Genomic DNA, 21,908 nt, shown 5'->3' with positions numbered 1-21,908 from the left:
CTAACGATTTACCGTTGACCTGACGCCTGTTTTTTATGGGTTATAGGATGAGTCTACATTTCTGCGCCCATGTGTCACTGTGCCATGTCTGTCGGTATGAGTCCCTCTGCTGACCATAAACCCGGTTGTATTGCGATTCTCGTGATAATGAAAATGGTCCACCGAGCCTGAACGACGTCTTATTTCAATTGACCCTGAGCGGGTACGCTGCTGACCATGAGTTCGGTTAGCATTGTCCCGGCGATCACTGGACGTTTCGTAGGTACGATGATGACTTATTTGATCTCCACGCGGTCTGTTCATATCACTCTCTTAATAATCTGCCTATTGCTTAACCTTATGTAAGAAAGTCTGAATGCGCAAATAATTACTCGTTTTTTCTCAATGTTTAACTCGCCAATCTTCTGTGCCGATGGGTTTTCAATCAGGAGTGTAAGCTCTGGTTGTCACTTTGGCGGAGGATATTTTTTAAATTGACGTTAACGTAAAGGTTAAAACTCTGCTAAAGTCGCTACAATTTCTTAACATTAACAAAAGAGCTTGTACCCTATGCAAACCGTTCCCTTGTTAATTGACGGCGAATTCGTCGCCTCTCAAAGCACAAAAACTATCGATGTAACCAACCCTGCCAACAATGAAACTATTGCCCTGGCACCTGTAGCGGAAGCCATGGAAGTGGAAAAGGCTGTTGCTGCAGCCAAAGCCGCCTTTGAAACCTGGCGCGAAACGCCTGTTTCTGAGCGTGCCCGTGTGATGATGCGTTACCAGGCATTGTTAAAAGAAAACCACGACGAAATTGCCAAAATCCTGAGCCAGGAAACCGGTAAAACCTTCGCAGATGCAAAGGGCGATGTCTGGCGTGGCATTGAAGTCGTAGAGCAAGCCATTAATATGCCGGCTCTGATGATGGGTGAAACGGTAGAAAACGTTGCCCGTGGTATCGACACCTACAGTTATATCCAACCTTTGGGTGTTTGCGCCGGTATTACTCCCTTTAACTTTCCGGCTATGATCCCCTTGTGGATGTTCCCGATGGCTATCGCGGCGGGTAATACTTTTGTACTTAAGCCATCTGAGCAGGACCCCATGACGCCGATGAAACTGGCTGAGCTTTTCATGCAAGCCGGTGCACCAAAAGGCGTATTAAATGTTCTGCACGGTGATAAATCGACTGTTGATGGATTGTTGCATCATCAGGACATTAAAGCCGTGTCGTTTGTCGGTTCTGTGCCGGTAGGTCAGTATATTTATAAAACGGCTACCGAAAATATGAAACGCGCACAGTGTTTTGCCGGTGCTAAAAACCATAGCGTGATCATGCCTGATGCCAACAAAGCTCAGGTTATGAATAACCTGGTAGGCTCATCAGTGGGCGCTGCGGGGCAACGTTGTATGGCGATTTCTGTTGCAGTATTTGTCGGTAGTGCACAGGAATGGATTGATGAATTGGTACCACTGTTCAACGACGTAAAACCCGGCCTGTGGGATGATGAGTCAGCGGCATTTGGTCCGGTGATCAGCCCGGCGGCCAAAGAGCGCGTTTTAGCCCATATCCAAAAAGGTAAAGAGCAGGGCGCTACCTGCTTAGTAGATGGCTCAGTATGCACTGTTGAAGGATACGAGTCCGGGAACTGGATTGGTCCAACTTTGTTCAGCAATGTTACGCGTGAAATGAGCATTTATCAGGAAGAGATTTTTGGTCCGGTATTGTGCTGCATGTGTGTGGACACACTGGAAGAAGCTATCGCACTGGTTAATGCCAATCCTTATGGCAACGGTACCTCCATCTTTACTGCCAGTGGCGCTGCTGCACGTAAATACCAACACGAAATTGAGGTAGGTCAGGTAGGCATCAATGTCCCCATTCCTGTGCCACTCCCTTTCTTCTCCTTCACTGGCTGGAAAAACTCATTCTTCGGTGATTTGCATGCTTATGGTAAGCAGGCAGTACGTTTCTACACCGAAACCAAAACTATCACCTCTCGTTGGTTTGAAGATGATATTCCTACCGGTCCGAATATGACCATTCACTTGCGTTAATAAAGGAGTGAGATGTGAACTTTAATCTGACTGAAGATCAAATTGCGTTTGCTGATACTGCCAGACAGTTTGCTGAGCAGGAATTAGCGCCGAATGCGGCTAAATGGGATAAAGAGCACTACTTTCCTAAAGAAGTGATTCAAAAAGCGGGCGAACTGGGTTTTTGCGGCCTGTATGCTCCGGAAGAAGTCGGTGGTCTTGGACTGTCTCGTTTAGATTCATCCATTATTTTTGAACAGCTGGCAATGGGCTGTACTGCGACTACGGCCATGATGACTATTCACAATATGGCCTCCTGGATGATTGCCACCTGGGGCACTGACGCTATTAAAAATGAATGGTGCGAAGCACTGGTGACAGGTGAAAAACTGGCGTCTTACTGTCTAACCGAACCGGGTTCGGGCAGTGATGCCGCTTCCTTGCGTACATCCGCAAAACGCGAAGGTGATGAGTATGTGATCAACGGCTCCAAGATGTTTATCTCTGGCGCCGGTGAAACCGACGTCATGGTGGTTATGGTACGTACCGGTGAAGCTGGCCCTAAAGGCATTTCTGCAGTGGTTGTACCCGCTGATGCTGAAGGTATCATTTATGGCAAAGCCGAAGAAAAAATGGGCTGGAATGCCCAGCCTACACGTCTTGTAACCTTTGAAAATGTGCGCATCCCGGTCACTAATCTATTGGGTGACGAAGGTCAGGGCTTTACTTTTGCTATGAAAGGTCTGGATGGCGGTCGTATTAATATCGCCACCTGCTCTATTGGTACTGCACAGCAAGCCCTGAATACAGCCAAAAACTATATGCAGGAGCGCTCTCAGTTTGGTAAACCTCTGGCGGCATTTCAGGCACTACAGTTTAAAATTGCCGACATGACCACGGAACTGGTTGCCGCTCGTCAGATGGTGCGTCTGGCAGCCTTTAAACTGGACAATAATGATCCGGAAATGACGGCGTATTGTGCGATGGCGAAACGCTTCGCTACTGACATTGGTTTTAAAGTGTGTGACGAAGCGCTGCAGATCCACGGTGGTTATGGTTACATTCAGGAGTACCCGCTTGAGCGTCATGTGCGTGATGTACGTGTACACCAAATCCTGGAAGGTACAAACGAAATCATGCGTCTGATTGTGGGCCGTCGGGTTCTGGCAGAAGGTGCCGGCGAATTACTCTAAAAACAAGGAGAATAAAATGAGCGAAGCGCCAGTTTTATTTTCAACCGTCGCGCTAAAAAACGGTCAACAGCTTGGCCATGCACAGCTTAATTTACCCAAGGCACTCAATGCCCTGAATCTGGAAATGGTGCAGTTGTTAACAAAGCAACTGCAAAGCTGGCAAGCCGACGAAGAAATAGCGGCGGTGGTGTTAAGCGGTGCCGGTGAAAAGGCATTTTGCGCCGGTGGTGATGTGGTGTCTTTATACAAGGCAATGCAGGCTGAACCTAACAAAACCCTTGGTTCTGTTGAGACCTTTTTTACTGAAGAGTATCAACTGGACTTTTTAATCCATACTTACAGCAAGCCAGTTGTTGTGTGGGGTAACGGTTTCATCATGGGCGGTGGCATTGGTTTGTTTTCCGGTGCCAGTCACAAGGTAGTGACCGAAACAACCCGTCTGGCCATGCCGGAGATCACCATCGGACTCTTTCCTGATGTGGGCGGAAGCTACTTCCTGAACCAGCTTAAAGACAATATGGGGCTGTTTTTGGGGTTGACCGGTGTACAGATCAACGCTGCTGATGCCAGATTAATCGGTATGGCCGATTATGCTGTTGCCGATACCAGCATTGACACTTTTATGGATAAATTGGCAAGTGCGGAATTTGCTGCAATTGCCGATGGGCTTAACTTGGTATTGACTGAACTGAACTCAGTATCAGAAGACAAATTACCTGCCTCTAACATCGCTCAGTTTGAGCCGCAGATCCAGAGCGCTATGGCGCAGACATCCTTGACTGAGGTTGTGGCTGAGGTGAGCAAGTGGCTCGAGTCAGATGAAAAGTGGCTAAACCGCGCCGCTAAAACCTTAGTCAATGGCTCTCCGGTCACTCAACGTCTGGTATGGGAACAGTTGCAAAGAGGTAAGCAACTTTCTTTAGCTGACTGTTTTCGTATGGAATTGATTATGGCCTGTCGCTGCGCGTCAGCAGGGGAGTTCCAGGAAGGGGTCAGAGCTTTGCTGATTGATAAGGATGGAGCACCCAATTGGCTCTACCCATCACAGGATATGATCCCGGATGAGTTTATCGCTTCGTTTTTTATGGGTAACTGGACTGAGCAAAACCATCCATTGGCTAATTTAGGAGTCGCATAATAATGGCAAGCATAGGATTTATTGGTTTAGGTAATATGGGTGGCCCAATGGCTGCCAACCTGGTGAAAGCCGGTCACAATGTTAAAGTCTTTGACCTGGTACCCGAGAATGTCGCCAAAGTGGTTGATAAAGGCGCACATAAGGCGGACTCTGCAGCAGATGTAGTCACAGATGTGGATTTTGTGATCAGCATGCTACCCGCGGGCAAACACGTGAAATCGCTGTTTGTTTCTGAGCAGGGGATCAGTGCCCATATTAAAAAAGGCGCCATGGTGATTGACTCCAGCACCATAGATGCGGCCTCAGCGAAAGTGGTGGGCGAGCATTTAACTTCTCTGGATATCAGTTTTGTTGACGCTCCCGTCTCCGGTGGTGTAGCAGGTGCTCAGGGTGGCACACTCACCTTTATCGTGGGTGGCAGTGACGAGCACTTCAACAAAGCTAAGCCTGTGTTAGAGGCGATGGGCAAAAACATCTTCCATGCCGGTGATATTGGTGCCGGTCAGGTAGCTAAAATCTGCAATAACATGCTGTTAGCTATTTTAATGACAGGAACCTCAGAAGCATTGCAGATGGGGATCAAGTACGGCTTGGATCCGAAAGTCTTGTCTGACATTATGTTGCAAAGCTCAGGGCGCAACTGGACGTTAGAACTGTATAACCCTTGTCCTGATGTATTGCCTAATGTGCCTTCTTCCAAAGGCTACGAAGGTGGATTTATGGTGGATTTGATGAAAAAAGATCTGGGACTGGCAATGGAAGCAGCGAACCAGAGTCAGTCCATGACTCCTATGGGGGCATTGGCGCAAAACCTTTACCAGATTTTGAGTGCCCAGGGGCAGGGGAACAAAGATTTCTCCAGTATTTTTCAGTTGTTGGGTCAAACCAAACATTAAAAAGGCAAACTGAGATCATGAATTTAAAAGATAAAGTCATTGCAATTACAGGCGCTGCGCAGGGTTTAGGCCGTGCAATGGCCGATATTTTGGCGGATGAAGGAGCCCATATCGCTCTGTTGGATATGAAAGAAGACAGCCTGAATCAGGCTGTTGCCGAGCTTTCAGAAAAAGGCATTACTGCCCGTCCTTATGTGGTCAATGTGACTAACGAACAGGAAGTGGAAGCGGTGTTTGAGCGCATTGCGGCAGACTTCAAACAATTAAATGGTTTGATCAACAGTGCCGGTATCATGCGTGATGGTATGTTGCTAAAAGTCAAAGAAGGCAAAGTTCAAAAGAAAATGCCATTAGAGCAGTTTCAGTCTGTTTTAGACGTCAATGTAACCGGTACGTTTTTATGTGCTCGTGAAGCCGCGGCTCAAATGGTGGATCTGGGTTGTGAAGGCGTGATCATTAATGTTTCTTCAGTTTCCCGTGCCGGTAATATGGGGCAAACCAACTATTCAGCGTCGAAGGCTGCTGTAGCGACTATGACCGTCACCTGGGCAAAAGAACTGGCTCGTTTTGGCATTCGTGCAGCCTGTATTGCGCCTGGCTTAGTGGATACCGATATGGCACGCCAGATGCGCCCGGAAATGATGGAGATGTTTCTGAAGACCGTGCCTTTACGACGCCTTGCGAAAGTAGAAGAGTTGGGACAAACCGCTAAGTTTATTTTTAAAAATGACTACTTTACCGGCCGTGTCATTGAGCTGGATGGTGGTACTCGCGTTTAAACCGCGATTTAATTTTACCTAATCGCACGTTTCTTCAGCAAACGTGCGCTCTCATACCAAAGGATAGTAGCCAAACGTTATCTATTGGGTATGCTTATCAGCAAGTAAAAAATTATACCTTTTCTATGTCCATTCAGACCGACAAACATAAGGCGGTATTTTTAGACCGTGATGGCGTTATCAATGAGGATCACGGTTATACCTTTCGTATCAGTGATTTTCAGTTTTTTGACGGCGTTTTCCCCGCTTGCCGTCGCTTTATTTCCATGGGTTATAAACTGGTCATCATCACTAATCAGTCTGGTATTGCGCGTGGATATTATTCTGAGGCTGACTTCGAGAAACTGACCGACTTTATGCTCAATGAATTTAAACAGCAGGGCATCTACATCGACGCAGTTTACCATTGTCCACATCACGCTCAGGAAGGTTATGGTGAATACAAAGTGGATTGCGATTGCCGCAAACCCAAGCCCGGAATGCTTTACACGGCGGCTGATGAACTGAACATTGAGCTTAGTCAGTCTGTTATGATTGGGGATAAAATTACCGATATGATAGCCGGTAAGGCTGCGGGTGTTAAAAAGTGCATATTAATCTCACACAATCAGACCTGTGTCTCAGGAGAACTGGCAGATGCAGTGGCACCTTCACTGCTACATGTCAGAATTTAAGCAGTTAGACAGAATGAGTATTTTAGTTTCCTGTTAATCCAGGTAGTATGAGGAATTAAAATGCCTGTGTGTGCAGAATACCTCTTATTTTAGGGAAAAGAATGGCGATATCCATTTCAGTATTGCTGATAACCGAGAACCTGGTGCGACAGCAATCAGTTACTGATTTACTCTCCGAACGGAATGTGAATGTAATCCATGTTCAGGATTCCAGTAGTGCGGTTTCCATGCTGAAACAGCAACCCGTTGATCTGATTATTTCAGATACATTCATCGGGCAAATGGATGCCTGGCGACTGGTTCGAATGGTACGGGCTAATTTGTTTAAAGTACCATCAGATACCCCCTACATTTTGATCACCGATACCTATTGCGAACATATTGCCAAAACTACGGCGTCGGCATTTACCATCAACCATGTACTGGCGGCTGAACACCTGGACACGCTGCCAGAACTGGTAATGACCTTTTCGGATAGCAATGAACCGTTGGACAACAGAATGTCTGTACTGGTGGTGGAAGATGATCCGGATATCGCAGAATTAGCCTCCCGTTTACTGAATAACAATTATCGGGTACAAGTGGCCGACACAGGAACTCTGGGTGTTGAAAAGTACAAAGCAGACAAATTCGATATTGTTTTGCTTGATGTGCAATTACCTGAGATGTCAGGAGGGGAAGTCCTCAAACATATACTGGCTGTTAATGCTCAGCAGGCAGTGGTCATTATGACCGCTCATGGCAGTACGGATCTTGCGGAGCAACTGTTAATTGACGGCGCTGTGGATTTTATTTCGAAGCCCTTTAAAGGGGAGCAGTTACGCAGGGTCATCGCCATTGCTGCCCAACGCGAAAATTATCTGGTCAGCAATAGTTAATTTGAAGACAAGGTTATGACCATCAAACGTCGAGAAGAGCAGTTTCGACAGCTGTCAGAGGCCCATACCCGTTTATTAAATCACCTGTCCACTGTGGTTATGGAGCTGGACAGCGATGGTTATATCAAATTTATTAACAAAGCCTGGGTGTTGCTAACCGGTTATTCCAAAGAAGATACTATGGGCAAGTCATTAGCGGATTTTGCTTATGGCGATGATGGCAATACACGGCAATATGTGCAGCACAATTTGAGTCAGATGCTGGATGGAACTGCCACAGCGAAACGCATTGAGTTTCAGTTAGAAACTAAGCCCGGAGATGCAATATGGGTTGAGGTGCAGTTCAACGATTTATATCAACAGGGCAAGGTCTCGGGTGTAACGGTAAACCTGGACAACATTGATGACCGCAAAAAAGCGGAAATGCAACTGAGCCATTTGGCCTCACATGACACCCTGACTAACCTGTATAACCGCCATTATTTTGATACCGAATTGAATCGTCTGGCCGAAACTGCGAAAAAGCAGGGGGTAGTACACGCTTTACTTTATCTGGATTTAGATCATTTTAAAGTGATCAATGATACCCAGGGGCACCACCAGGGAGATATCATCTTAAAAGAAGTCGCCGGTGCCATTTCGTCTGTAAAGCGTGAAGCGGATGTGTTTTGTCGGGTAGGGGGGGATGAGTTTGCTTTACTTCTGCCGCGTACCAATCAAAACGAAGCGCGCGAGATAGCGAATGAGATCTGTAATTTATTACAGCAAGGTCATTACCAGTTTGGCGAACGTATTTTTAAGATCAGTTGTAGTATTGGTGCTACCGAGATCAACGGTGAACAGACTGAGCCAGAAATGTATTTGCAACAGGCGGATATCGCTTTATATGTTGCCAAAAAGCGTGGCAGAAACCTGGTGCACGTATTTGAAAAAGCAGACAAAGAAACGGAAGACTTTCAGATGTCTGTACAGTGGGTGCACGTACTGCAGGAAGCCATCACTAAAGATCAGCTTATTTTACATTTTCAACCTGTGGTTGATGCGGTTACCCGCGAGGTACATTATTTTGAAGCATTGGTACGCCTCGAAATAGACGGAAAACTCATCTTCCCGGGCGAATTTATTCCCGCTATTGAACGGGTGGAAGACATTAACTTACTGGATCATCAGGTGATTTCTAAGGCCATGAGCATGATCAGTAAACACAGCGTGCTGGAAAAGGTTGCCATTAACCTTTCTGCTCAGGCTTTCAGTGATGAGCGTTTGTTGCCATTGGTGGAAGAAAAGCTCAATCAATATAACGTCAATCCGCAGCAAATTATCTTCGAAGTTACTGAGAGCGCCAGTTTAACAAATCTCGGCGCTACCCAGGATATGATCCAGAAGTTAATGGAACTGGGTTGCGAGTTTTCCATTGATGATTTCGGTACGGGTTTTAGTACCTTCAGTTACTTAAAACAACTGCCAGCAAATTGTGTCAAAGTCGATGGTTCTTTTGTTAAGGATATGAAAGATAACCCGATTGACAAAGCATTGGTGAAGTCAATTTGTGAAGTGGCCAGAGCGCTGGACAAAACAACCGTTGCCGAGTTCGTTGAAGATGAAGAAACCGCACAGGAATTGCAAGGACTGGGCGTAGATTACCTGCAGGGATATCACATTAGTAAGCCGTTAGGTATTGATGTGATTGAAGAGCGATACGAGCTAAAACGCAATGCTGGTAACTTTTAATACCGCTCAGGTCAGGTGCGGTAAGAAAATCAACCTGTTTTTTACTGGTAGGATGATTAGCGAAAAAATAATCACATTATCGGTATAAAATTGCTCAAATTTTGTGTAGATTACGCGCCTCGGTTTTCTAACGGATGAAAAATGATACCGATGTATAGCCCGAAACAATGAGTTTGTTTAATTGACTAAAAATGACTCTTTCATCGGTGCTGATAATGGACCTCGCAGTTGTTGCTAAACAACTGTCAGGTAAAGAATTGATGGCGACACGCTTCTTTAACAAGTGACAGGAAATGGTGGTGTTATGTCTATGGCTGATTCAAAAACGGAATCTGGTTTAGACATGGATGTATTTACGTATGCAGACATGATCGTTGATTATCTCAATCAACTGAATATTGATTTTGTATATGGTGTGCCCGGTGGGGCGATTGAACCTTTATTCAATGCTTTGGCTGTCAGTGCCAGGCATGGCGGAGTAGCTCCCGTTGTCTCCCGGCATGAATCCGGCGCGGCATTTATGGCTGACGGTTATGCGCGAGAAACCGGACGTATTGGTGTTTGTTGTGCGACAACAGGCCCTGGTGCCACTAATCTGATCACCGGTGTTTCAGGAGCTTACGCAGATAATACACCAATGCTGGTGATTACCGCCCAAACCCCTTTACCTAAGTTTGGTAAAAGAGCCTTACAAGATTCTTCCTGTGCCGCCATTGATACGGTAAGTATGTTTAACCATTGTACTAAATACAGTACCCTGGTGAGTCATCACGAGCAGTTAGAAACCAAACTGGTATCTGCTTTAATGACTGCGCGTAACGAACCTGCCGGTCCGGTGCATATCAGTATTCCCTCAGATGTGCTCAGAACCGTCGCGCTCAAACAAGCAAATGTCGAAAAGAAAACCCTGAGAACCCGCTATACCTTGACCGATCAGGGTGCGATGGATCAGATGGTTATCGAACTAAAAAGCGTGAATAAAGTGGCGTTATTTATTGGTGATGGCTGTAAAGATGCATCATCAGAGATTATGCGCTTTGCAGAGATGATTAATGCACCATTCGTAACTGGACCCATGGGTAAGCGCTGGGTTGACGAATCGCACCCTTTATATCGGGGCGTTTTTGGTTTTGCTGGCCATGAAAGTGCTAAAGAACTCCTGCAGGATCACAACAAACTTGATTTAGTTATTGCAATCGGTGCCGCATTAGGTGAACTGGGAACCCGTGGTTGGGCCAGTGAACTGATGAATGAAAAACTGATCCATGTGGATTCCCGTATTGAACATTTTACCCGTTCACACATGGCCAGACTGCACGTTTGTGGTCATCTCCCGACAATTTTCCGCATCGTAAATGAAAAGTTGAATCGGGCACAGCGTTACTGGAATAAAGAATGGGAAGGCTTACCACAGCCGGACCGCCTGAATATTAACGGTTGTGCTACATCGTTGTTTGATGAAGATAAGTGTTTAAGTGATGACAATCCGATCAAACCTCAGCGTTTATTTACCCACTTAAGCCGTGAACTGCCTGCAGAGACTCGTGTCTTTGTGGATGCCGGCAATGCCTGGTCATGGTCGATTCAGTATTATCAACGCAAAGAACACGATGGCAAGTTGCACATCGCCATGGGGCTTGGTGCCATGGCGTGGGCAATTGGCGCTGTTGTAGGATCCGCCGGTGGTAACCGGGTGGATGGCCCATTGAAGCCGCATGTGTGTATTACTGGTGACGGTAGCTACCTGATGAGTGCACAAGAGATCACTGTTGCCAAACAAATGAAACTACCCATCGTGTTTTTGGTACTGAATGATTCTGTACTTGGCATGGTTATGCATGGTCAACGTTTAGGCGGTGCTGAACAAGTAGGTTTTGAACTGGGTGAAGTCAACTTTGCCATGATGGCCGAATCGGTTGGGGTAGAGGGTATTGTTATCAATACCGTCGAAGAACTGGAAAGTATTGATTACCCACGCTTATTCAGCAAAGACGGTCCCACGTTGATAGACGTTCGGGTGGATAAAAACGAAGTGCCTCCAATGGGTGACAGAGTTAAAGGGATTGCAGTAAACGGTGGTTCCGCCACACCCGGAGGTTAGTGTGGACAACGTCCCAAAATTCAAAACAGCAATATGGCGTGATGAGGCGTCGCCTGATAATGAGTTTTTGGCCCAAAAAAGCTATTGCCATGGTTATGATGTTTATGGCGAAATGTTGGGGCAGGCAAGTTTTTCAGAATATATTCTGACCTTGTTTTTGGGACATAAGCCGGAACCTGATCAGCTGTACCTGTTTGACTGTATGGCTGTTGCGATAGCAAATTCAGGGCCACGTGATTTGGCAATAAGAGCTGCCATGAACAGTGGCGTGGGTGGAGCACCAGCCGCCGCAAATTTGATGTCATTTTTAGCGGTGGCCTCCGGCAATTACCAGGGAAGTCATGAGTTACAGCAACTGGTAAGTTGGTTTGTTCGATTTGATTTAGATTACGATAAATGGATCATCGCTTTAAATGCGCCAAATACAGAGCGAAGCAGGGAAGATATATGGGAGAAGTTTGAGCATCCACCGGGTTTTCTGCCTCATGCTCAGCAAGCCTCCCAAAATACCCACGATTTTTTAGCGTTGCGAGGACTCTGGAATAAATATCCAGCCATTTCCTGGCTGAAACAAAACCTTGAAAATTTTGAAAATACGCTTGGAATGGCGCTAGGCATGAATTTTGTTGTTGCAGCCTGTTTTTACCATTTGGGCTTTTCACCTGATAAAGCCGAACTTTGTAGTTTAATGTTGCGATTACCGGGCGCCGCTGTTCATTCGCTGGAAGCAAAACAACAGGGCTGGAAACAATTTCCATTTTTTGGACAGCAAATAGAGTTGCGTAATGATCCCGGCGAAGTTGGACCTTTACCCGATGTGTCGGAGATCTTACCATGAGCATTGCCGACCTGTTTTCGCATGAAAACAAAATTGTCACTGAAATGGGGCGCAGCTATTTGAGTCAGCGTGTTGTGTACCGTGGCAAAGACCTGCATCATGATTTAAAAAACTTGTCCTGGCTCGAGCTGTTTGCTTATGGCATTACCGGCAGACAATTTTCTGAATCGGAGGTCAAACTGCTTAATTTTATCTGGGTCAGTACCAGTTACCCGGACAAATCAATCTGGCCAAATCACATTACCGCATTGGCGGGGACTGCCAGAACTACACCTCCTTTGGCGTTAGCGGCAGGCATTGCAAGTTGTGAAGCGGCAATATTCGGCGGAAAACCCTTTAAAGTGGCTATTGATTTTTTCAAAAGGGCAAATAGCTACGTCAGTGATGGTGGTGAGTTGGCTGATTTTGTTGACGCAGAGCTGAAGCAACACAAGGTTATTTTCGGTTATGGCAGGCCGCTTGCCAGTACCGATGAACGGGTTCCTCATCTAATCAAGTTTGTTAAAGAAAACTCCATCAATTCTCTGGAGCATTTTAACCTGGCCATCAAAGTGGCTATTCTGTTAAAGGCAAAGAAACACATCAATATGAATGTTGCCGCGCTCTATGCTGCTTTAGGGGCCGATCTTGGTTTTGATGCGGAGTCATTTCATATGTACATGACATTGTGCTTTGTGGCCGGCATGCCACCCTGTTATATCGAAGCAAAACAGGATGTAGAAGGTGCCTTTTTACCAGTCCGATGCGACAGAGTAGAGTACACAGGAGAAAGCCAGCGGCCATGGTAATTTAGCGTTTGGCGGAAATTCCACCATCGGCTAGAATTTCCTGACCAGTTAAAAAACTACTGGATTCACTGGCCAACCATAAAACACATTCAGCAATTTCTTTTTGTGTCCCTAATCTGCCCATTGGGTGCATCGCAGCAATGTGACTTCTCATTTCATCATTGGATAGTACTGCTGCATTTGCATCAGTAGGAACCCAAGCGGGGCAAATAGCATTCACTCGAATACCGTTTTTGGCATATTCTAATGCGGCGGATTTTGTCAGGCCAATAACACCGTGTTTGCTGGCAGTATAAGCTGACGCTCCAAAGTCACTTGCCCCAGTTCCCCATAAAGATGCCATATTGACAATTGTGTAGTCCTTCGGCGGTTGAGATAAGAAAAGCCTTATTTGGTGTTTAAGACAAAGCCAAACACCTTTTAAGTTAATATCTTGTGTAGATTGCCAGTCATTTTCAGACAACTCATGAAGTGGTGCGATAGTGCCTCCAATTCCAGCGTTATTAAAAGCAACATCCAGCTTACCAAAGTACTGTACTACTCCAGAGAGCAAATTCTCTACTTGACTCTCGTTACTTACATCACATTGAATAAACCGTGCAATTCCACCTTCCTTTTCAATCTCGCTTACGACTTCTAATCCTTCTGCGGTTCTACGGCCAGATAAAACAACTTTAGCTCCATTGCTTGCAAACATTTTTGCGGTAGTTTTTCCTATACCTGATGTCGCGCCTGTTACCAGAACCACTTTGTCGTTAAAATCAATCATAATTGTTTTGAAACCTTTATCATGGCTGTTAGACCTGATAAGGGGAGGTCCCCTGGAATGTTAACTGCTCCACCTTCTGTACTCGGTCCGGTACTTGGTTCTAAAATTATTTCATCGAGTAGATTATCTACGCTAAAAGAAACATTCCAACCTTCATTACCAGTGTAATGAAGATTGAATCCAACATCTGAATATCCACTTAATGACTCTCGTTGGTCAAGGGGGGAGCGTTTACGCTTACCTATAAATGCAGCAGTGGAATGCAGAGACCAAGAGTCAGTAATTTGCCATAAAAGTTCAGCTTTTACCTGATGATTAGGGTACTCACCAACGTCATCTTCTACAAGGTCATCTGTAGACCGGACAAATGAATAATTTACTTTCATTGAAACGTAATCATTTAAACTGAGACCAGTTTCGGCCTCCAATCCATAACCACTAATTTCACCTACATTTTGAGCCGTTGATGTTGGGGCTCCCTGGTCAGGTACAAAAGTAATAAAATCATCTATTTTGTAATAAAAAGCATTAATACTTGATGTGTGTTTATCATTGTGGCGGTAACTATAAGCTAGTTCTAGAGAATCTATAGATTCTGGATCTATTTCAGGGTTGCCAAGAGCTACAGGGTTATTAACTGTTAAGATTTCAGCAAAACTTGGTGCTCTAAATGCGCGCCCATAAAGAAATTTCGTTGTAGATTTGAGACTGCTCGACCAAACCAGCGATAGTCGTGGGTTTACTGCAGAACCAAAATCTGAGTAATCGTCGTACCTGATCCCTGCTGTAAGTTCCCAGTCCGGTGCTAATTGCCAGATATCTTGAACAAGTAAGAATTTATTATTTCTGTCAAATTCAGGTATAAATATTTCATCAGTGTCAGACACATCTACTAAACCGTTCGGGTTTGGGGAAAGATCAGGAAAGAAGTTTTTACTTTCTCTAACCTCAAAGAGATCCTGAACCACATATCCAGTTCCAAGAACTAAGTGGTGATCCGCCCAACCTGAGAAGTCTGCTCGAATCTCAAATGTTGTTGTATCTTCTTTCCACTCAGGATTACCAATGATTCCGTTCGGAAAGGCGCCGAATAAGGTTCCTGGCGGAAGCAAATTTAAATTTCTCTCTATTTCTTGAGTTGAACGATAGTAATTGAAATGGCCCGAAAACTTCCATTCATTGGCAAGCCTAAGGGTTTCATATCTAAAGTCTATCATCAATTTATAACTACCAAATTTTCCGTTGGGGTCGAGAGCTTCGGATATGCCCTGACCGGTACCAACTTTTGCTCTATCCTGGTAACTAATACCAAGATCAAAATCGTTATATTCGGCATTTAAGTATGCATCCAGCGCTCTAAATCCTAAATTTGTACCACCCGGGGCGTTTGATACAGGTTCGAGGTCAAACAGGTCTCTTGCTAGTTCATCTAGTGGTGATTGTGCGTCATAGTCAATAGTCTCGTCAGAACCGTCTGATTCTAAAAACTCAACTGACATACCTGTTTTTAAGTCACCTTTCGAAAAACCAGTTTTAAACCAAGCATTATGGGTTTTATCACTACCAAACCCTGCGCCAGCTTCAGCTTGTTGGAGTTCTTCTGGCGAAAAAGTAATTATGTTTATAACACCTGCAAATGCATCGGCTCCATAAAGTGCAGAACCTGGGCCGCGTATGATTTCTATTCTTGAAATACTATTGATGGGGTATTCGCCCCATACAATATGGTTATCACCACGTACTACGCTTTTAGTGGGGACCCCATTCAGCATCAGCAGAGTTTGTGGAGAGTAGGTTGAGGTTATTCCTCTAAAATTAAATTTTGGCCCCATAGCCTGACTACTGCGACTAATATTAAGACCTGGTACCATTTTGAGAGCATCAATAAGATTTCTGGCGCCGCTTTGTCGAATTTGTTCTGCAGTAATCACTGATGCTACTGCAGGTGCTTTTTCAATAGCTTGCTGGGTGCCTGTCGCAATGCTGATAAATTCTTCACTACCATAAAAGTCACCAAACTGATCATCACCAAAATCATCTTCCAGATAATCGTCGTTGATGTCACTTTCCTGCAGCATGGGGGAGGCCGCAAAAATTGCTGATGACTGGCCGTAAATGGCCAATAACACACAGGTCGTGAGTAGTGTTCTTTTCATAGTTTGTGTCCGCGTATTAGTGCAGATGTGGTTTTATTATCAGAGCTTGCTCTATTTATTATATCTTTGATTGTATTAGCTATTTGGGTTTTAACAAGTCATTGCAGTGTAAAACTTTTATGAAGTTATGATTAATTTGCAAAACTTGCACAGGGATTAGTCAAATGTGTATTAAATTACATTGATGCTTGTGTGATAACTGAATGAACTACTTTAGGTAAGGGCAGCTAATGTAGTGGAAATACTGTAATTAGCTGATAGGAAGCTTAACGGTAAAGCAACTACCTTGCCCCTCAATACTTTCCACTTTTATCTTTGCGGCCATGAGCTCACAAAACTGTTTGGATATCGCCAAACCTAACCCCGTGCCGCCATAACGTCGGGTATCACCGCTTTCGACCTGTTGAAATTGATCAAATATCCTGGCAAGTTGATTCGCCGGTATTCCCATGCCGGTATCAATGACGTTAAAAATCAAGTGACCAGAATGGCTTTCAACACGCAATGTGACCGTACCGTTTTCAGTGAACTTACAAGCGTTAGACACCAGGTTTATCAGCACTTGCAGGACTTTTTCACTGTCAATACGTAGGATTGGATTACCGGCGTGGTTATCGAGTAAATACTTATTGTTATTGCGAGGGAACAGTGGCGCAGTGGCTTCCGCTAAATTTTGCAGTAAATCTTTCAGGTAGGTGCTGGAGAGGTTTAACTCCATGCGGCCGGCTTCAATTTTTGATAAATCTAACAGGCAGTTGATCATGCCTAATAATCGGTCGGCATTGCGTGTGACCTTATCCAGATCCGACGCCATGTCGAACTGTCCTTCATTTTCCGCTTCTTCTTTGGCCAGATCAACGTAACCGATTATCGACTGAATTGGCGTCCGCAGTTCGTGGGTCATATTGGCTAAGAATTCAGATTTATGACGACTGCTGGTTAATGCCGCATCTCGGGCCACGGTTAGTTCGGCTGTGCGTATTTTTACTTCGGCTTCTAACTGGTCGCGTTGATTCCTCAACCGCTCGTCCTGCTCGTCCAGCGTTAGCATCATCGCGTTAAATGAATTGGCCATTTGCTCAATCTCTTTTGCGCCATGTACTTTGGCTAAGCGGTGTTCTCCGGTCTCATGGTTATGTGACATGACTTCTGATAACGCCTGCAACGGGGTGAGCTGACGTTGGATAGCGCCGCCGACTATCAGAATCAGACCAATTACGGCGATACCACCCGTAATCGCAATAGTTAAAATAATATCGCGGTTAATCTGGGTAAGGGTTTCTTTACTAAAGGATAAAATGGCGTAGCCCAGCTTTTCTTCAGTGGATTCGAACAGCTCAGTTTCGCTATCACCTTCGTTATCAGTGAGAATAACCGCAGACGCAACAAACCAATTGTCATCGTCTTCTTCCAGGATGAGGTAGTTGCGGGTTTCCTGCCAGTTGAACTTTCGGAAGTAGTTTTCACCCCTGGCATCGCCGCGCCATCCAAATATTTCACCTTCGAGTGTCACCAGGCCGGCTCCGGCAACATCGGGAAACGACATCACCTGATCCAATGCGGTATCGGCGTTTTCTTCTGACTCGGTTAACAGTGCCAGTACCGATTGTTGCGCCAGCGCCCTGGCAACCTGTTGCGCATTGTTAACTGTCAGTTCACTGGTTTCTTTACCGGCTAACCAGCTAATGGTTATGCTAAATAGCACCAACAATATAAAAACACCGGCAACGATATAGGCTAATAATTGCCGTCTGATGCTGAGTGAGTCTTTGGTTCTGCCCACTGCGGCTCTGAGTTTGCTGTGTTCTTGCACGTCGTTCATAAAGCGCTACTGTGGGAAGGTGAGGTGAAATTGTTGTTTTTGCTGGGATTTGTAATCAAAACCCAGATGCGCGGCCGTTCTCAAATTAACGGCCAGTTTCATATTTTGTAGTGGTATGACTCCTGCATCATTTTTTGATACTAAGATATCCGTGACCATTTTGACCAACTGTTGTCCCAATGCCTCGTTGTCCGGGAACACAGAGAACAGCGCCCCTCTTTTGGCATGGGCAGGCTTGCTGGAGAATAATACCAGGTTCTGTTCCCAGGATTTTTCTAACAAATTGGGCAGTATAACTTGTTCGTGTGCAGTGATCTTATCAACCGGTAACCAGACAGCATCAGTGCGGGGGTTAATGTTCTCGAGCAATTTATCATAGGTGCTAATGGCATCTTTAATATTTTTCACTTCAACGTGATTAAAGGTTAAACCCTTTGCCTGAGCCTGTTCTGCGGCGATTGCAATTAACCAGCGACTGCCGGGAGAATAAACCACATTGATGGTTTTTATATCTGGTGCGAGGTTTTTTAATGAATCGAAAATAATGCCGGGATCGGCCAGTAATGAGATACCGGAAATGCCATTGGGCCTGATAGGTAAAGCTCCGATCGCAACAGGACGGTCTTTGTAAATATATTTGGCTATTCGGTAGCCGCGTTTACCCAACGCTATGAGCATTTCAGGCTGGTTTTCATTTACCCATGCCAGTGATTCGTCAGGCGATTCTGAGTTTTGAATCGCTTTTATCATTAATTTATTGGGATGAGCAGATTGAATGCCGGCAATGATTTCTTCAAACACTAAGTTTGCCGGGGAGGGCACTTCAGGATAAACCACTGCCAACGACTCTCTCGCCGCTAACGGGGTTGAGGTTGCCCAACACAAAAATAATGAATAAATAAATCTACGGCCTAAGACCACGGTACTGAATTTCCTTCACCTGATCAGCTTTGATACTAGCAACCAATCCTTGTATTGTAACGAAATTTATTTCACTGAAAAGTAAGAAATTTTATTTCGCCTGACTAAAACTACTCAACAACTTAATCGCTTGTCCTAACAATGGAATATTCAGTTCAACATTGTTCTGCGGGGAGCCGTCCAGGTTATACAGTTGGTAATTTCCGGAAGGGTCTACTTCTGTCCTTAATTGATTGTGCAAAATAATAATTTTATTTTGCTGATTACTCACGATCCAGTTCCGGGCTCCGCTCAGCAAATTTTCACCGGTGGAATGCAAATTATCCTGAATGGCACAACCCATATAATTGATCAGGGTGGCCGCAATATCCTGATGCGAAGTTAACTCGTTGCTGATAGTAACCGGCAAATTGGTATAAGCAGGGACACGAGTGTCCGGGTTTAAATAAGTCATCAGAAAGGGCGTTGAACCATTATTTTCCTGTATCCATTGCTCAGCCTGCGAGGCATTGACATGCAGTATATACAGCCCATTGTTAACAGCAGCTGGTATCTCACCTGACTCTGATTGAGTTTGTACTGGGACAGTATTGTGTTGCGTAAAAAAGGCTGCAACAGTGTCATCAGCACTGTAAGAAAATACCTGCTGGCCAGACGCTGTAATTAACTGCAGTAAAATGGGGGACTTATTCGAGAGGTTCGCGTGGAACACTTCGGGTAATCCATAAAGCGCTGTTTTTATACCGGCAATTTTAGAGGTTGAGAGATCAAAGTGCTGTGGCAACATCTTGCCAAATGCGGGCGAGGAGCGCTCAATGTGTGTTTCGAGGGCGTCATCCACCAGAATGAGTACTGCCTTTTTATCGGGATTCGTGGCGCAAAACAGCGAGCTTTTGGGATAACTAATACGTTCAAACTGATTGTTAAACTGCAGTGTTTTTTTAGTGCGGTATTGCTCAATGTCTAACAAACCATATTTAGACAGCAGGGTTTTAGCGGTTGCCGGGTAGGATAACGGGAACATGTTATCTTGTTTAACAACCGGTTGATAAAGGTTCGCATCAGCCCAAACGTGGACAATATGACTAAACATAAACAGGGTCACAAAACCAAAACTAATTGGTAAGCCGATTTTCAGCTTTTGCAGGCGTTCGATGCGTTGCCACAAGGAGTTAGCCACTAAAAGCTGAAACAACAACCAGGCAAAAAATGACACTAATAAAAATATGATTTGATGAAACTTCAATCCGGCCAGCACGGTATCAGTCTGCTGGCGAATAAACTCTGCAGAATATGGGCTAAAGTGCAAACCGTGGCGGGTATACAGCAGGGCATCAAAGGCCAAAAATGCCAGACCAAATGCCGCGACAGTTGATCCCCAGGCTCTTAAAAATCGACTATTGGGGAGCAGGTAACAAAGGGGCAACATGAAAATCACAAACCCAAAAAAGGTCAAAAAGCCGATATGACTAAACCAATTGGCGATGAGGTAAAACAAACCTAAAGCGGTTTCGGGAAGGGCGCTGCTAAACAGGTAAATACCGGCGATACAGATGGCAACAATAATGTTGCATAAGGTAAACCAGTGGCCCCAGGTTACCAGCTTACTGACTAATTGCCGTTTTGGCGTTTCCGTAAGGATCATGAACTTGTAATTTCGTTATCGTTATTCTGCTGTTACTTTTTTACGCTACTTAACAACACCTGGCAAAACTTTTCTGCCATATCGCCCCTTATCTCCTGTGAAACCTGGGTTTGCAGAACGTGTGTCAGGCTATTGCCCAGTACCATCATAGCCAGATCGGGTGATGGGTTATGTTTTTCAAGAGCGATTAAAATGTCGCTAAAAAGCGCCTCAAATTGTTCGTTTGAGTATTTTGATTGTTGTGGCATGTATACATCCGGAATATAGCTTGTGTAAAATGGTAACGCATTTTTGTTGTAACCTGAACTCTGATTAACAGAATGTCGGTTATCAGCAAAACCAGGTCGGTCTGTGTTAACCACAGGCACACAACTTAACGCACATTTTATGTCAGGTGACAGCAACATGCTTTGTTATTCTGCGTCCACCGACATAGATACAATTGTTTAATCGATGCATTTCCCGGGATTTTCATGTCAGCAATAATAAATCACTTTGTCGTTCATCAACTCATCAATGATGGCGAAAAGCTCAGTGTCAGGGCCAGAGACGATCTGTTTGACGTCGGCGCTGATATTGAGTTGTTCGTGCAACAACTCAGCCAAAGTTATAACAATAAACCGGTTAAAGGTATTGGCGGATTTGTACAGCCAGACGACGAGGAAGCTCAGAGTTTTAAAGACTTGCTGGCAGGTTTGATCGCCGGAGACATGGGATTTTTACCGTTTTCAGTGCAGATCTGCGACAAACTGGTTAGTGCGATGATAGAAACCGGCACGCCGGAGAGTGGCTTTATTGTGGTTACTCAATATCAGTATCTGGCCACCGATTATTTAATGGTGGCCCTGTTGGACACCAAAGAGCACGTAGAAATTAATCCGCAACTCAATTTAACCGTATCAAACCACCTTGATTTAGCCAAAATGCAACTGGCAGCCAGAATTGATTTATCTCAGTATCAAACTACGCCGGAATTAAACCGTTATGTGAGTTTTATAAAAGGCCGGGCCGGGCGAAAAATTTCAGACTTCTTTTTGATGTTCCTGGGTTGTGCAGAAGAAGTGGATATCAAGCAGCAAAACAAATTGTTGCTGGAAAAAGTCGAGCAGTTCATGGACGTCGAACAGTTTGCGCCGGAAGAAAAACAACAAAAGCGCGAAGAATTGGCCACTTATTACAAATCCCAAATTGAATCGGGTGAAGATATTGTGGTGGAAGATGTGGCCAAAACTCTGGCAATGGCGGATCAAACCCAGGATTTTCACGCTTTTTCCCAACAATCAGAAGAAAATTTAGAAAGTGCCTTTCAGGGTGATAAAACCTCAATCAAAACACTGAGCAAGTTCACCGGGGCTGGCGGTGGCGTCAGTTTGAGTTTTGAGCGAAAACTGTTGGGAGAAAGGGTGGTTTATCAGCCAGAATCCGATACGTTGGTCATCAAAGGTATTCCACCTAACCTGAAAGACCAACTGAACAAGTGGAAGGACTGATACCAGCCCGGTAAAGTACGAATCACTCAGCACTGGATTTAGCGCCATGAGGTCAAGGCGCGGAACGTAA

General features: G+C 45.0%; 19 protein-coding genes. 12 read left to right on the top strand and 7 right to left on the bottom strand.

All coding sequences use genetic code 11. The features are described from left to right. Positions 1-33 precede the first annotated feature (33 nt). Positions 34-303 (bottom strand): hypothetical protein, encoded by a 270-nt coding sequence (locus LJ740_RS02645; protein WP_229527498.1) that lies wholly within the window; start codon positions 301-303, stop codon positions 34-36. Between the two features lie 246 nt (positions 304-549). Here LJ740_RS02645 and LJ740_RS02640 point away from each other — a divergent pair, with 246 nt between their 5' ends. From LJ740_RS02640 to LJ740_RS02590, 11 genes are all read left to right on the top strand, one after another. Then, complete coding sequence (locus LJ740_RS02640; protein ID WP_229527497.1) at positions 550-2,040, top strand: CoA-acylating methylmalonate-semialdehyde dehydrogenase; 1,491 nt, start codon at positions 550-552, stop codon at positions 2,038-2,040. A gap of 14 nt (positions 2,041-2,054) precedes the next feature. Further along, positions 2,055-3,212: an acyl-CoA dehydrogenase family protein gene (locus LJ740_RS02635; protein WP_229527496.1), complete on the top strand. Its 1,158-nt coding sequence runs from the start codon at positions 2,055-2,057 to the stop codon at positions 3,210-3,212. Between the two features lie 16 nt (positions 3,213-3,228). Further along, a complete protein-coding gene (locus LJ740_RS02630; protein ID WP_229527495.1) occupies positions 3,229-4,350 on the top strand; it encodes an enoyl-CoA hydratase/isomerase family protein in 1,122 nt (373 codons plus the stop codon). Between the two features lie 2 nt (positions 4,351-4,352). After that, positions 4,353-5,246: a 3-hydroxyisobutyrate dehydrogenase gene (gene mmsB, locus LJ740_RS02625; protein ID WP_229527494.1), complete on the top strand. Its 894-nt coding sequence runs from the start codon at positions 4,353-4,355 to the stop codon at positions 5,244-5,246. Between the two features lie 17 nt (positions 5,247-5,263). Beyond that, positions 5,264-6,025 carry an SDR family oxidoreductase gene (locus LJ740_RS02620; protein ID WP_229527493.1) on the top strand — a complete coding sequence of 254 codons (762 nt, stop codon included), beginning with the start codon at positions 5,264-5,266 and terminating at the stop codon, positions 6,023-6,025. 125 nt (positions 6,026-6,150) lie between these two features. Then, complete coding sequence (gene gmhB, locus LJ740_RS02615) at positions 6,151-6,699, top strand: D-glycero-beta-D-manno-heptose 1,7-bisphosphate 7-phosphatase (RefSeq protein WP_229527492.1); 549 nt, start codon at positions 6,151-6,153, stop codon at positions 6,697-6,699. Between the two features lie 101 nt (positions 6,700-6,800). Then, positions 6,801-7,577, top strand: coding sequence for a response regulator (locus LJ740_RS02610; RefSeq protein WP_229527491.1), 777 nt, complete (start codon positions 6,801-6,803; stop codon positions 7,575-7,577). A gap of 15 nt (positions 7,578-7,592) precedes the next feature. After that, positions 7,593-9,308, top strand: coding sequence for a sensor domain-containing protein (locus LJ740_RS02605; protein ID WP_229527490.1), 1,716 nt, complete (start codon positions 7,593-7,595; stop codon positions 9,306-9,308). 310 nt (positions 9,309-9,618) lie between these two features. Beyond that, a complete protein-coding gene (locus LJ740_RS02600; protein ID WP_229527489.1) occupies positions 9,619-11,409 on the top strand; it encodes a thiamine pyrophosphate-binding protein in 1,791 nt (596 codons plus the stop codon). Position 11,410: 1 nt separating this feature from the next. Continuing rightward, positions 11,411-12,247 carry a hypothetical protein gene (locus tag LJ740_RS02595; protein WP_229527488.1) on the top strand — a complete coding sequence of 279 codons (837 nt, stop codon included), beginning with the start codon at positions 11,411-11,413 and terminating at the stop codon, positions 12,245-12,247. Further along, entirely contained in the window at positions 12,244-13,035 is a 792-nt protein-coding gene (locus LJ740_RS02590; protein WP_229527487.1) for a citrate/2-methylcitrate synthase, read from the top strand. The genes LJ740_RS02595 and LJ740_RS02590 overlap by 4 nt, the downstream gene beginning before the upstream one ends. 1 nt (position 13,036) lies before the next feature. On the opposite strand, the gene LJ740_RS02585 is transcribed toward LJ740_RS02590, so the two are convergent. The 6 genes from LJ740_RS02585 to LJ740_RS02560 form a co-directional block, all read right to left on the bottom strand. Next, entirely contained in the window at positions 13,037-13,804 is a 768-nt protein-coding gene (locus LJ740_RS02585) for an SDR family oxidoreductase (protein WP_229527486.1), read from the bottom strand. Further along, positions 13,801-15,960: a TonB-dependent receptor plug domain-containing protein gene (locus tag LJ740_RS02580; protein WP_229527485.1), complete on the bottom strand. Its 2,160-nt coding sequence runs from the start codon at positions 15,958-15,960 to the stop codon at positions 13,801-13,803. Before LJ740_RS02580 ends, LJ740_RS02585 begins: the two co-directional genes overlap by 4 nt. 250 nt (positions 15,961-16,210) lie before the next feature. Then, positions 16,211-17,782, bottom strand: a complete 1,572-nt coding sequence (locus tag LJ740_RS02575; RefSeq protein ID WP_229527484.1) for a sensor histidine kinase — start codon at positions 17,780-17,782, stop codon at positions 16,211-16,213. Positions 17,783-17,788: 6 nt separating this feature from the next. Next, positions 17,789-18,619 carry an ABC transporter substrate binding protein gene (locus tag LJ740_RS02570; RefSeq protein WP_229528023.1) on the bottom strand — a complete coding sequence of 277 codons (831 nt, stop codon included), beginning with the start codon at positions 18,617-18,619 and terminating at the stop codon, positions 17,789-17,791. A 175-nt stretch (positions 18,620-18,794) separates the two neighbouring features. After that, on the bottom strand, positions 18,795-20,348 hold the full coding sequence (locus tag LJ740_RS02565; RefSeq protein ID WP_229527483.1) for a DUF3413 domain-containing protein: 1,554 nt from the start codon (positions 20,346-20,348) through the stop codon (positions 18,795-18,797). Between the two features lie 32 nt (positions 20,349-20,380). Beyond that, positions 20,381-20,596 (bottom strand): YejL family protein, encoded by a 216-nt coding sequence (locus LJ740_RS02560; protein ID WP_229527482.1) that lies wholly within the window; start codon positions 20,594-20,596, stop codon positions 20,381-20,383. A gap of 225 nt (positions 20,597-20,821) precedes the next feature. On the opposite strand from LJ740_RS02560, the gene yejK reads away from it, so the two are divergent. Further along, positions 20,822-21,838, top strand: coding sequence for a nucleoid-associated protein YejK (gene yejK, locus LJ740_RS02555; RefSeq protein WP_229527481.1), 1,017 nt, complete (start codon positions 20,822-20,824; stop codon positions 21,836-21,838). The last annotated feature ends 70 nt before the right edge of the window (positions 21,839-21,908 follow it).

Source organism: Planctobacterium marinum (genome assembly GCF_020687805.1).
Classification (GTDB): Bacteria; Pseudomonadota; Gammaproteobacteria; order Enterobacterales; family Alteromonadaceae; genus Planctobacterium; species Planctobacterium marinum.
The sequence above is the reverse complement of the archived record's forward strand: the minus strand, read 5'-3'. Positions and strand labels throughout refer to the sequence as shown.

What these genes read in the sequence shown, in the direction of transcription:
- LJ740_RS02605 (WP_229527490.1), top strand. Translation starts at nt 7,593, where the DNA reads ATGACCATCAAACGTCGAGAAGAGCAGTTTCGACAGCTGTCAGAGGCC.
- mmsB (WP_229527494.1), top strand. Translation starts at nt 4,353, where the DNA reads ATGGCAAGCATAGGATTTATTGGTTTAGGTAATATGGGTGGCCCAATG.
- LJ740_RS02575 (WP_229527484.1), bottom strand. Translation starts at nt 17,782, where the DNA reads ATGAACGACGTGCAAGAACACAGCAAACTCAGAGCCGCAGTGGGCAGA.
- LJ740_RS02640 (WP_229527497.1), top strand. Translation starts at nt 550, where the DNA reads ATGCAAACCGTTCCCTTGTTAATTGACGGCGAATTCGTCGCCTCTCAA.
- LJ740_RS02610 (WP_229527491.1), top strand. Translation starts at nt 6,801, where the DNA reads ATGGCGATATCCATTTCAGTATTGCTGATAACCGAGAACCTGGTGCGA.
- LJ740_RS02590 (WP_229527487.1), top strand. Translation starts at nt 12,244, where the DNA reads ATGAGCATTGCCGACCTGTTTTCGCATGAAAACAAAATTGTCACTGAA.
- LJ740_RS02645 (WP_229527498.1), bottom strand. Translation starts at nt 303, where the DNA reads ATGAACAGACCGCGTGGAGATCAAATAAGTCATCATCGTACCTACGAA.
- LJ740_RS02630 (WP_229527495.1), top strand. Translation starts at nt 3,229, where the DNA reads ATGAGCGAAGCGCCAGTTTTATTTTCAACCGTCGCGCTAAAAAACGGT.
- LJ740_RS02580 (WP_229527485.1), bottom strand. Translation starts at nt 15,960, where the DNA reads ATGAAAAGAACACTACTCACGACCTGTGTGTTATTGGCCATTTACGGC.
- yejK (WP_229527481.1), top strand. Translation starts at nt 20,822, where the DNA reads ATGTCAGCAATAATAAATCACTTTGTCGTTCATCAACTCATCAATGAT.
- gmhB (WP_229527492.1), top strand. Translation starts at nt 6,151, where the DNA reads ATGTCCATTCAGACCGACAAACATAAGGCGGTATTTTTAGACCGTGAT.
- LJ740_RS02560 (WP_229527482.1), bottom strand. Translation starts at nt 20,596, where the DNA reads ATGCCACAACAATCAAAATACTCAAACGAACAATTTGAGGCGCTTTTT.
- LJ740_RS02600 (WP_229527489.1), top strand. Translation starts at nt 9,619, where the DNA reads ATGGCTGATTCAAAAACGGAATCTGGTTTAGACATGGATGTATTTACG.
- LJ740_RS02585 (WP_229527486.1), bottom strand. Translation starts at nt 13,804, where the DNA reads ATGATTGATTTTAACGACAAAGTGGTTCTGGTAACAGGCGCGACATCA.
- LJ740_RS02620 (WP_229527493.1), top strand. Translation starts at nt 5,264, where the DNA reads ATGAATTTAAAAGATAAAGTCATTGCAATTACAGGCGCTGCGCAGGGT.
- LJ740_RS02565 (WP_229527483.1), bottom strand. Translation starts at nt 20,348, where the DNA reads ATGATCCTTACGGAAACGCCAAAACGGCAATTAGTCAGTAAGCTGGTA.